Source organism: Flavobacterium lipolyticum (assembly GCF_020905335.1).
Taxonomy (GTDB): Bacteria; Bacteroidota; Bacteroidia; order Flavobacteriales; family Flavobacteriaceae; genus Flavobacterium; species Flavobacterium lipolyticum.
This window is the reverse complement of sequence record NZ_JAJJMN010000001.1, coordinates 2531615-2544091: the sequence shown is the minus strand read 5'-3', so window position 1 is coordinate 2544091 and position 12477 is coordinate 2531615. Positions and strand designations below refer to the sequence as shown.

The window sequence follows — 12477 nt, the reverse complement described above, 5'->3', positions numbered from 1 at the left end:
TACTATTGCTCAAAATTGGTAAAGTCTTGCCTCTTACCACCCCTGATTCAGTCCGTTTTTAAGAACCTCTTTGTATTTATCTGTATCAAAAGTATATAAGTTTGGGGCTTTGTGCGCCACATTGCTTTTCTTTTCGTCCAGTTTATTCAGAATTCCGATATTGGTAATTTTACGCAGAAAGTTTCGTCTGTCTAATTTTCGATCCAAAATCGTTTCATACAGCTTTTGCAGCTGTGGAATTGTAAATTTTTCGGGCAACAAATTGTAACCCACCGGCATTAAATTCAACTCGATTCTAAGAGTATTCAGGGCTTTATCCAGAATTTCTCTATGATCCAGGATAAGTTCGGGAACTTCTTTATGATCGATCCATTCTATAATCTCCTGACTGTTTTCTTTTTGCGGAACTGCTTTTAAAAAATCGATTAAGGCATAATATCCAATGGTTATAAAACGCTGAGTAAACCATTTTCCGTCTTCTCTGGAAATATCATAGTGATCCAGTACGGCATTCCCAAAATCCAGATCGTTTCGTTTGACGCGGCCAAAAGTAGCAAACTGTCTTAAAAAAATCCCCTGCATTCCGGTACGTTCCTTTAAAACGGTCACGGCTGCGGTGTCAATATCTTCTTCAATGGGTATAAATCCTCCGGGCAAGGACCATTTTTCATCAAATGGAGTTTTAATGAGTAAAACTTTTAGCTGATTGTCATGAAATCCAAAAATGACACAGTCAATTGAAAGTCCGGGCTGGTAATTTTCGCTATTTTCTATTATCTTTTTTGGCATTTAACGTTTCTTAAATCAGCATGCTGTCCTTTAATATACCTGCAATTTAATGCATTTTTATAAATCCGGAACATTTTTGCAAAAATGAGCTTCTGTTTTGATAAGAATTCTTAAAAAAACTCCCAGGTTAACTATCACAATTTTTACTTAAAATGAAAATCGAATTAAAAAAATAATTACATTGCGTCATAATAACACATTTGAAAAACGTTTTGTTATTTTCACAACAAAAACACACTGTAAATCAGCATACTATTTACCGTTTTTAATCCAACAGGAACGCAGAACTTTAATGCAGGAGATATGATTACCAATCCGTTAAAAGACATCAATAAAAAAATAAGAAATAAAATCTGGACTTCTTTCGGGTTTGTTTCTAAGACTTATCTTCTTGAAGCTTCTTTAAAATATAGTGAAGAGCAGGAAAGAATTTTTAACGAAATGATTGTTGAAACGGAATCCAAAGATAAAAAAGCAAAAAGCGAAGCTTATGACAAGGCGTTATATGCTTCTTACAAAGGAATTGGCGCAATGGATTTTATCAACACTGTTTTAAAATAATTCTCCTTCAATTATTTGACTATTTAAGTTCAATACAAAAGTTTCCTTTATTTTATTCTTCGCAATAAAAACGAGGTGGTTTATCCCTTAATTTCTCTTATTACTTTTGGAATTCATTTTCCTAATTTCCTTAATTCTTTCAGACCTTTTTTAAATTATTTAAGGTGATATTTCTTCAAAATCAAATAATAAATTTATTTATTGTAAGAAAACTGAACTTATCCTAATAATACATTCGGTCCCTTTAGATATAGACAAAAAGCTATATTTTTGTTATAAACCGAAGATTTTACCTACTTCATTTAAAAGCCTTATTATGGAACAAGATATCCAGTCAGAAATTTACAAAATTCAAAAGCCTGAACCGTGGGCTAGTGACCTTAATGACAACCAGCTTATAGATTATATCAAAGAATCTGAATTCTCTCAAAAACAAGCAGACGAGGGACGTGACTATTGTTATTTTTTAGATAAAATTTATTATACCAATGATAACGAAAGCAGCGAATATGCTTGTGTGGCCTATACTTTAAATGAGCCTGCCAATTTGGAGAAAGCTTCTGCTGTGGATGTTGTGTTGGAAGAAAGTGAAACTTATGTGATACACCGAATCAGTGTTTTAAGAGACGGTGTTTTAGTCGACAAAATCCCCGATACTAAAGTTAAAATACTGGACAGCGAAAACCAAAGCGGTGGCGGTGTTTTAAGCAGCAACAAAAAGATTAATATTACGATAAAGGATCTTCGTTTGTATGATATTTTGATTATGGAAGATTCCAGAATTAAAATTTTTACCGAGCGTGATTTTCTCCGCAAAGAATTCTCCAGATATGTTTGGGTAGGTCCTGACAGTTACTGGGCGTACGGAAAATACAAATTCACTTTTATCAACGATCGCGAAAAGGCAGTTGCTTACAAAAAATCGTTCTTTAGAGATGAAGACGGAAATGTACTGGAACCACAGACAGCTTATTTGCAAAAGGGGGAAAAATATGTAAGAGAAGAAGAGAATTACATCAATTTTGTAGATTCAAACCGTGAGGTTTCTTCGTTTATAGATTTTGCCACGGCTGCCGACTGGAAAGAATTATCCAATTACATCTCTCCTATTTATGAGACTATTTTCGAAAAATCTTCTTTGGCAGAATTTGCTCCGGAACTGGTTGAAAAACTGGACAAAATAGGTTCTAAAGACGATCAGTTGCAATTTGCTATAGAATATGTTCAAAACCATATCAATTATATTTACAATGCCGATGAAATGAATGGCCACAAGCCACAGGAGCCTGCTGTAACGTTTACTAACAAACAAGGCGACTGCAAGGCTAAATCGGTTTTACTAAAAGTTATTTTAGATTATATTGGTATTGATTCTTCGATTATTCTGGTCAATTTCGGTACTGATTTTTATATCAAACATTACTTACCGTCGTTACTGACTTTTAATCACGTAATTGTAAAGATCAATTACAAGGGTGAAAGCTACTTTGTTGATGCCACATTGCGTGATGAATTTGGACTGATTGAAAATCGTGGTTTTATTTTCTTCCTGCATTATCTGGAAGTGAAGCCTAATTTGGAATTACAACATAAACCTCCTCATCGTCTCCCTTATTATGCACTTGATGAAAAATCAGAGCTTGTTGCCGAGAACAATGTTGGTAAACTGAAACTAACGACCGTATACAAAGGAAATCGTGCCAACAGCATGCGCAGGTATTTCAAAAACACTAATAAAAGAGAGATCATTGACAGCTGGAACAATTTCTTTTTTTATACCTTAAATTATACGAATGACAGAAACGGAACTGATCTTCGAAAGATTTTTAAAGATGCCGTAATCGAAATTGTCAGTGATGATAAAAAACTGAATGAATTTAAAATTGAATATCAGACTACTATTGAAAACCCTTATTTCTCAGACGGGAAAAACAATCGTTTCCTGATGTATTTTGACTCCAATATTGTGAAAAACAGAGCAAGGGATTTTATACATAAAGACATCTCTTTCTGGCACAATTTTGATAATGAGCGATATGAAATCACTCTTGTAACGGATCAAAAAATTGATGTTAGCGAGAAGTTTACGATACAGGAAAGTACGATCAACAATGCTTACTTTGATTATGTGAGCCGTAAAAAGATCAACAAAAACGGAGGAACTATTTACATCGACTATAAACCGCTGATTAATTTAGAAATTCCTGAAAAAGATTTTGAAGATTTCAGGGAGGCCCATAACGAGGTCGCCGACAGTAATTTTGGAATTGGGGTCGACATTATAGAAGACGGTTTATTGAACAAGCTGAAATTCAATTTCAAAAAATTAGTAAAATAATCATACAAAAGGAGGTTAATTGTAGCCTACTGTCTCAACACAAATTACACGAATTTGCACAAATTTTAATCTGTTAACCTTGTTTGTGGAATTAATTACACCAACAAATTAGTGATAATTCGTGCAATTCGTGTTATTTTTTATACTTGTGTCGACACGGTAAGCTGTAATCTATGTTTTGATGATTGGAATGCTCAAATTTTAAACACATAGAAACATAGATTTCTATTGCTAAAAGAGGATGCAAAAAAGAAATAAATTTCTTTCATCCCGATACATCGGGACGTTTTATTTAAAGTGAAACGCCTTTTTTAGGGATGCAACACCTATGTTACTATGTGTTAAAATAAATGACACCAAAAAAAGGAGGAATTGTAGACCATATCTAAACACAAATTACACGAATTTGCACAAATTTTAATACGTTAACCTTGTTTGTGGAATTAATTACACCAACAAATTAGTGATAATTCGTGCAATTCGTGTTATTTTTTATACTTGTGTCGACACGGTAAGCTGTAATCTATGTTTTGATGATTGGAATGCTCAAATTTTAAACACATAGAAACATAGATTTCTATTGCTAAAAGAGGATGCAAAAAAGAAATAAATTTCTTTCATCCCGATACATCGGGACGTTTTATTTAAAGTGAAACGCCTTTTTTAGGGATGCAACACCTATGTTACTATGTGTTAAAATAAATGACACCAAAAAAAGGAGGAATTGTAGACCATATCTAAACACAAATTACACGAATTTGCACAAATTTAATACGTTAACCTTGTTTGTATAATTAATTCCACAAACAAATTAGTGATAATTCGTGCAATTCGTGTTATTTTTTATACTTGTGTCGACACGGTAAGCTGTAATCTATGTTTTGATGATTGGAATGCTCAAATTTTAAACACATAGAAACATAGATTTCTATTGCTAAAATGAGGATGCAAAAAAGAAATAAATTTCTTTCATCCCGATACATCGGGACGTTTTATTTAAAGTGAAACGCCTTTTTTAGGGATGCAACACCTATGTTACTATGTGTTAAAATAAATGACACCAAAAAAAGGAGGAATTGTAGACCATATCTAAACACAAATTACACGAATTTGCACAAATTTTAATACGTTAACCTTGTTTGTGAAATTAATTACACCAACAAATTAGTGAAAATTCGTGCAATTCGTGTTACTTTTTATAACAGTAATCTATACTTCTTTTTGGTTAAAAAAGTTAAAGCAATTCAAAATCTGCTTTTAATTTGATGTCAGCTGATGAAGCTCCAATCATGACTTCGAAGTCTCCCGGTTCTGCTGTCCATTCTAATTTAGTATTGTAGAAAGAAAGTTTCTCTTTGTCAATAGTAAATTCAATTGTTTTAGATTCTCCTGCATTTAGTTTTACTTTTTGAAAATCTCTCAATTCTAAAACGGGTCTTACCACCGATCCGAATTTGTCTTTTAAATACAATTGCACCACTTCTTCTCCTGCTGCTTTTCCAACATTTGATAATTGAAAAGAAACTTTAATAGTTTCGTTGTTTTTCATTTTTACTGCTGACAATTTCAAATCGGAATAATTGAATTTGGTATAACTCAACCCGTATCCAAAAGGAAATTTAGGAGAGTTTTTCAGATCAATGTAGGCCGAAACATAGTTTTTGGCATCTTCATCTTTAGCGGGTCTTCCGGTACTGAAATGATTGTAATAAATTGGGATCTGCCCCACCTCTCTCGGGAAAGTCATGGGCAATTTCCCCGATGGATTGTAATCTCCAAATAAAACATCGGCGATAGCATTACCCGCTTCGGTTCCCAGCCACCAGGTGTAAACAATTGCCGGAACATGATCTGCTGTCCAGTTAAATATAAGAGGTCTTCCGGCGTTTACCAGAACTATTACCGGTTTTCCTGTTGCCTGAATTGCTTTTACCAAATCTTCCTGCACCCCCGGCAAATGAAGATCGCTTCGACTTTTTGCTTCACCGCTCATGTCACGTCTTTCACCAATACTCAAAATCACCACATCTGCCTGTTGGGCCGTTGCCACTGCTTCTGCAAAACCGTCTTTGTTATCTCCGTCTACTTCACAGCCTTTGGCATAAAGCAGTTTTGTGTTTTTACCCACTTTGCTCTGCAAACCATCCCATTGTGAGACGATCCATTTATTGTAATCAACCTCGGGTAATTCTACAGACCAAAACCCCATATTTTCTTTGTACTCTTTCACCATTGGACCAATGAATGCAATTGTTTTCAGGTTTTTAGACAGCGGTAATGTTTCGTTGTCGTTCTTTAATAAAACGATACTTTTCTTAGCTACTTCAAGAGCTGCTTTTCTGTTTTCAGGGTTGTTTAAAGCTTTATCAGCTCTTTTTTGATCTGAATATCGATAAGGATCATCAAATAAACCCAATTCAAATTTCTTGCGTAAAATACGTTTCACGGCATCATCAATCAAGTCTACAGCTACTTTCCCTTCTTTTACTAATTCTGCCAAATGATATCGATACGCATTACTTTCCATATCCATATCACTTCCCGCTGTAATCGCGGCAAGCGCTGCAGCTTTTAAATCTTTAGAATATCCGTGTGCTACCATTTCCCCAATCGATCCCCAGTCTGAAACTACGAATCCCTGAAAGTTCCATTTTCCTTTTAAGATATCACGCTGCAAATGCATATTTGCGGTAGCCGGAATTCCGTTTAAGTCGTTAAAAGAATTCATAAAAGTGGCTGCGCCGGCATCTAGAGCTGCTTTAAAAGGAGGCAGATAGGTTTCTAAAAGCATTCGTTCACTCATATCTACGGAGTTGTAATCTCTGCCGCCCACAGCTGCGCCATAAGCGGCAAAATGTTTTACACAGGCCATAACCGAGTTCAGATCTCCGAGTTTATTTCCCTGAAAACCTTTAACTCTGGCATAGGCAATTTTAGAACCCAGCCAGGTATCTTCTCCTGCTCCTTCCATCACTCTCCCCCAACGCGGATCACGGCCAATGTCGACCATTGGAGCAAATGTCCAGTGAATTCCACTTGCTGAAGCCTCTGTAGCTGCAACTCTTGCTGCCAATTCAATAGCTGCTAAGTCCCAACTCGCTGCTTCGGCTAACGGAATTGGAAAGGTAGTTTTGTACCCATGAATGACATCCTGACCAAATAACAACGGAATTTTTAAACGGGACTGCATGGCCAGTTCCTGATATTGTCGGGTGTATTTTGTTCCGGTTACGTTTAACATCGAACCTATTAATCCTGCCTTTATTTCGGCTTGTTTGTTGGCATTTATGGTAATAGGCCCCGTTGCTGCATTGTCGCCCGTATACTGATTTAACTGACCGATTTTTTCCTCAAGAGTCATTTTTTTCAACAGAGCATTTACTTTTTGATCTATTGTTTCCTGCTGAGCGGTCGCAAAAAACGATACCATCAACAGGGTAAATGTGGTTATTTTTTTCATAATTAATTTATTTGGATCAAAACAGGCAAATGATCAGATGGATATTTTAAATCTTTTGAATCACTTAAGACTGCATGTTTTTGAATTTTTAATCCGCTGTTTTTAGATACAAAAATATAATCCAGTAACAAATTCACAGGTTCATTGTGTTTGAATTCATTAAAGGTTCCCAAAGGACCAAAAGGTTTTTCTATCGAAATATCCCTGGTATCGTCCATCATCTTTTTGATCTCGACAATTTGTTTCGTGTCCGGTACTGAATTGAAGTCTCCCATTAAAAACACGGGATCATTTTTAGTGTTGATTTCCTTTATTTTTGAGAGAACCAGCTCGACTCCTTTTACGCGGGCTAACTCTCCAACATGATCCAGGTGAAGGTTAAAAACCCAAAACATTTTTTTTGTTTTTAAATCTTTAAACAATCCATAAGTACAAACTCTGTTACAGGCAGCATCCCAGCCCCTTGATACTTTTTCCGGTGTTTCAGACAGCCAAAATGTGTTTGTATGTTCTACCTGAAAACGGTCTTTTTTATAGTAAATCGTACAGGCTTCTCCGGTTCCTTTTTCTTCTCTGCCTATCCCAAATTTATGGTACTCCGGTAAGGCCGAAGCAATCTCAGCTACCTGATTAGGCAATGCCTCCTGAATTCCAAGAATATCCGGACTGTAAAATCTGATTTGAGAATTAAAAAAGTCTTTCCGGTTGGACCAGGCATTTTCTCCGTCAGAAGCAACATCTAAACGAATGTTATACGTCATCATTTTTACACTCTGAGCATAAAATGGAGCACTGACAAAAATCAGAAACATTACGAGAACAATTGTGTTTGTCTTTTTCATAGTAAAAAAAATTGAATTCGTAAAGCTACCATTTCATTAGGCTCAAAGAAAAAAACAATTGTAAAAAGAATGTTAATTTAACCCGTTGCATTTATTTAAACACATAGAAAGTTTGCAGTCGCAATTTACAGTCACAGTTTACATCTAACATTTCACACCTACTCTCTTTCTTATAAATACCTCTTTAAGCCTTTATTTTTTCTGATCTGAAAAATCTAGATAGTTCAAATTGAAACCTCCTTTTTCGAAAACAACTTTAATTTTTTGCATTCCTTTATTTAGTAACACTCCGGACAGTACAACCGTTTTCCATTTGTCATTTCCTCCCGTTGCAGGTAATGTAACGATCTGGGATCTTTTTCCATTTTCTGCTTCGAGATGTATTTTTCCTTCTGAATTTTCAGCCGAATATCGAATCGCTACTTTGTATGTATTTTGCTTCTTTACTTCAGCTGTAAACTGTAACCATTCTCCATCCTCAATAAATGAAACCTGATATCCGTTTGATCCGGCATCTTTGCAGGGTAAAATATCCACGCCATCATTTCGCATCGTATTTCCTTTGTTCCACTCGTCAAATTTTCCGGTTTCGACTCTGTAGTTTATAAAATCTTTGTCTGAATAAGCCTTTTCATTGGTTCCCAAATCATACTCTGTTGCTGCAATTTTTCCGGGAATCAAATGTCGTTTATAAGGTTTGGTATCGTTGGTCTGCACTTGTCGGAACATGGCATCGATCACGTCCGGTTTTACGGTTACGTTTTCCATTTTGTAATTGTCGGCGATTTTCATTAAAGTTTTTTTGGCAAAATCAGGCTTTGGTTTCTCACCGCCGTCTTTCCAGTACTTTAATAAAACATCGTATTCGGGAATCTTTGTAACGGAGGTCACTCCCGCAATATTCTCGATTTTTTTCATGGGCCAGAATGCCCAGCCTATATTGTTGTTTTCGACCAATGTCAATGCCTCTTTGAACCATACGTTCGAATTTTCTCCGCTTTCACCCAACCAGATCGGCACATTGTATTGTGTTCTGTAATCCAGCATTTTCTGAATGGAGGCTGTGGTATTGTAGTTCCAGTATTTGTGAAAACTCAATGCCATATTTTCATCCCATAAAGGAAAAATTCCGTTGTAATTGTTTCCCCAACAGTTTCCTTCAATAAAAATCAAGTGGTTGGTATCGACTTCCCGAATGGCTTTTGTAACCCGAACCATCAGCTCTCTTAAAGGACCGTTTGAGTTTTCATCACAGCCATTTTTATTGGTTCCGGTAAAATTCCAATTGGGTTCATTGATAATGTCATAGGCTCCAATCCACGGATTATCCCGGTAACGTGACGCCAGTTTTTGCCATAAGGCAATCATTTTTTTCTGATTGGCTTCGCTCTCCCACAAGGAGGGTTTTGTGGTATCATAATCCGAAATTGCGGCATCATTGCCTTGGCCTCCCGGAGCGGCATGCAAGTCTAAAATCAGATACATTTTATTTTCGGCACACCATTTCAGCAAATTATCGGTCATGGTAAAGCCTTCTTCAATCCAGGAGATTTCATCCTTTTTTTCTGCTTCGATCGGTGGTGTGTATAAATTGTAATGCATCGGCAGGCGGATCGAATTGAATCCCCAGGCGGCTAATGAATCTACATCTCTTTTAGTGATTCCGTTTGCTTTGTAGGCAGCGTAAAATTCCTTGGTCGCTTCTTCTCCAATAACATCCTGAATCTTCTGCCTGATAACATACTGTGGACTTGCGAAAGGCTGTGTCTGTAACATATAGCCTTCCTGAACCATCCAGCCTCCTGTTCCGAGACCTCTTAAAATGATATTCTTTCCGGTTCCGTCTACAATTTTTTGTCCTTCTCTGTGTAAAAAACCCTGAGCGAAAGTGGCAAAGGAAAGTAATAACGGTAGGGTAATAATTATTTTTTTCATGTCTCTATAATATGAAATAGCTAATTTTCTTTTGACATTCCAACACCAAATATCTTTGCGGAAATAACGATGTTTATTTTCTTTGCTTTAACCCGTTGGGTGAAATTGAACAAAATTTAATTTTAACACATAGAAACATAGGTAGTACTACCCCAAAAAAGAAGGCAAAGTAGAAATATCTTTCTTCCACATAGTTATGTGCTTTTTAACTAGTGAAACGCCTTTTTTAAGTCTACAAAGACTATGACTCTATGTGTTAAAACAATCTCTCCCAACGGGTTACTTTAATAAAAAGTCCTTTTTAAGATTTGCGATCTGAATTGTAAAAGTTCCTTTTTCGGAAATCCATTTCAGATCTTCGTTTACGAATTGCAAATCTTTTTGGTTTAAAGTAAATTTCACCGTTCTGGTTTCGTTAGGCTCTAAACTAATCTTTTCGAATCTTTTTAGCGCTTTTACTTCAGGAGTTATAGAAGCATAATGATCTGACAGGTACAATAAAACCGATTCTTTTCCGGCTCTTTTTCCGGAATTGGTAACCTCAACTGTTATTTTTACTTCATCGGTATTCGTAATTTCTACTTTGTCGATTTTTAAATTCGAATACGTAAAGGTGGTATAAGATAATCCTGTTCCAAATTCAAACTGAGGGGAATAACTTTTCTCGTATTTAGCATCATTATTTTGTTCTTCATCTGCTAAACTTTCTGTATGTTTTCTGTTGTATTTTTCTAATGAATTAGGGTATCTCGGATAGTTGTAAGGCAATCTCCCACTTGGATTTACCTCTCCGTACAGTATATCAACCAAGGCTCTTCCTCCTTCATTTCCCGGCAAATAACATTGTACAACGGCACTCATTTTATCTTCGAAATCACTGATTAATCTTGGTCTTCCTTCGTTTAAAACCAGAATAATTGGTTTGTTTACTTTGGCTAAGGCGAGGGCTAATTTTACCTGAGATTTACTCATATAAAGATTACTGATATCTCCCGGAGTTTCGGTGTAGTTTTTCTCTCCCAGACACAATACAATTTTCGATGCCTTTTGAGCCAGTTCAACCGCTTTTTGAATTTCGGCATCATCTTCTTTTTCAATATCTGCTCCGGCAGTATAGAGTACATTCTCTTTTCCTAATTTAGCCTGAAAAGCTTCCAGAATAGTTAATTTGTCAGCAGCATAAGTATCTGCATTTTCACCCTGCCAGGTGTACGACCAACCTCCGTTCAGGTTTTTCATACTGTTTGCCGTTGCTCCGGTTACCAGGATTTTTTCCTCTTTGTTTAAAGGTAAAATGGCCCCGTTATTTTTTAACAATGTAATGGATTCTGCAGCCGTTTTATAAGCTTCCTGAATGTGTTCGGCTGAACCAAATTTTGGATAATCCTTTAGATTCGCAACTGTATTCTGGAACAGGTTTAACTCGAATTTCATTCTCAGAATTCTGGTTACCGCATCATCAATACGGGACATTGGCACTTCTCCTTTTTGAACTAAATCTACAAGGTCTGTGTAAAAAGTAAATTCTTCGGGTACCATGCTCATGTCTATTCCGGCCATAACCGCGATACGAACCGCATCTCTTTTGGTTGCTGCAATTTTATGTCTGGTATTCAAATAAATAATATCCTTCCAATCCGTTACTACTACTCCTTCAAAGCCTAATTCTTTTTTAAGAATGTCCGTAATCAGATGTTTGCTGGAGTGCACCGGAGTTCCATTGATTTCTCCGGAACTTACCATTACGCTTTTTGCTCCGGCTTTTATGGCAGCCTGATATATGGTTAAATCATATTGTCTTAGAATGCGCTCGGGAATAATACTTGGTGTTCTGTCTTTTCCGGTTGTAGTGCTGCCATAACCAATATAATGTTTCATACAGGAGGCTACGCTATATTTTGATCCTACATTGCTTCCTTCAAAGCCATCTACCAAAGCGACGGCCATTTTGGAAGACAAATAGGCATCTTCTCCAAAGGATTCCCACATTCTGGACCAGGCCGGGTTTCTCGGAAAATCTAAATCCGGAGAGAATACCCATGGAATGGAGGAGGCTCTGGTTTCGTAAGCCGAGATTTCAGCACCGCGTTTTACCAGCTCTGTATTAAACGTTGCGGCCAGACCAATTTGTTGTGGAAACAAGGTGGCTCCGGCGGTATAACTCGCTCCGTGTATGGCATCTATACCATACAATACCGGAATTTTAAGTCTCGATTTGTTGGCTTCATTGGTAATGGCGGTCATAGTCTCCTGCCATCTCTGAAGTGTTGGTGCTCCCGGATTGGGCACATTCAGAATGGAACCGATATGGTACTCCTGAATTCCTTTTTTTAGTTTGGCGGCATCAAAATAACCCGGTTTTTGAGCATCTTCAAAAACAGTAACTGTTATCTGCGTCATTTGCCCTACTTTTTCTTCCAATGTCATCTTTGATAACAACTCTGAAACCTTGGCATCTATATCTGCTCTCGTTTTCCTGGCTTCCTGACTCCATACTGCTCCACAAAAAAATAGAGCAACTACTATAAACTTCGTGTTTTTCATTGTATTTC

7 protein-coding genes are annotated in these 12477 nt (G+C 36.6%); 2 read left to right on the top strand and 5 right to left on the bottom strand.

Annotated features, from left to right (window positions below):
- Positions 1 to 33: 33 nt before the first annotated feature.
- Positions 34 to 789: an NUDIX hydrolase gene (locus LNQ34_RS11150; RefSeq protein ID WP_202702237.1), complete on the bottom strand. Its 756-nt coding sequence runs from the start codon at positions 787 to 789 to the stop codon at positions 34 to 36.
- Between the two features lie 303 nt (positions 790 to 1092).
- Here LNQ34_RS11150 and LNQ34_RS11145 point away from each other — a divergent pair, with 303 nt between their 5' ends.
- Together LNQ34_RS11145 and LNQ34_RS11140 are read left to right on the top strand one after the other, a co-directional pair.
- Positions 1093 to 1350: a hypothetical protein gene (locus LNQ34_RS11145; protein WP_202702238.1), complete on the top strand. Its 258-nt coding sequence runs from the start codon at positions 1093 to 1095 to the stop codon at positions 1348 to 1350.
- 316 nt (positions 1351 to 1666) lie between these two features.
- Positions 1667 to 3688 (top strand): DUF3857 domain-containing protein, encoded by a 2022-nt coding sequence (locus LNQ34_RS11140; RefSeq protein WP_229999748.1) that lies wholly within the window; start codon positions 1667 to 1669, stop codon positions 3686 to 3688.
- Positions 3689 to 4922: 1234 nt separating this feature from the next.
- Here LNQ34_RS11140 and LNQ34_RS11135 read toward each other — a convergent pair.
- The 4 genes from LNQ34_RS11135 to LNQ34_RS11120 all read right to left on the bottom strand — a co-directional run bounded on the left by LNQ34_RS11135 (position 4923) and on the right by LNQ34_RS11120 (position 12469).
- Complete coding sequence (locus LNQ34_RS11135) at positions 4923 to 7148, bottom strand: glycoside hydrolase family 3 N-terminal domain-containing protein (protein ID WP_229999746.1); 2226 nt, start codon at positions 7146 to 7148, stop codon at positions 4923 to 4925.
- A 2-nt stretch (positions 7149 to 7150) separates the two neighbouring features.
- On the bottom strand, positions 7151 to 7990 hold the full coding sequence (locus LNQ34_RS11130; protein ID WP_229999744.1) for an endonuclease/exonuclease/phosphatase family protein: 840 nt from the start codon (positions 7988 to 7990) through the stop codon (positions 7151 to 7153).
- Positions 7991 to 8182: 192 nt separating this feature from the next.
- Positions 8183 to 9925 (bottom strand): cellulase family glycosylhydrolase, encoded by a 1743-nt coding sequence (locus tag LNQ34_RS11125; RefSeq protein ID WP_229999743.1) that lies wholly within the window; start codon positions 9923 to 9925, stop codon positions 8183 to 8185.
- A gap of 279 nt (positions 9926 to 10204) precedes the next feature.
- Positions 10205 to 12469 carry a glycoside hydrolase family 3 N-terminal domain-containing protein gene (locus LNQ34_RS11120; RefSeq protein ID WP_229999741.1) on the bottom strand — a complete coding sequence of 755 codons (2265 nt, stop codon included), beginning with the start codon at positions 12467 to 12469 and terminating at the stop codon, positions 10205 to 10207.
- Positions 12470 to 12477: the final 8 nt, after the last annotated feature.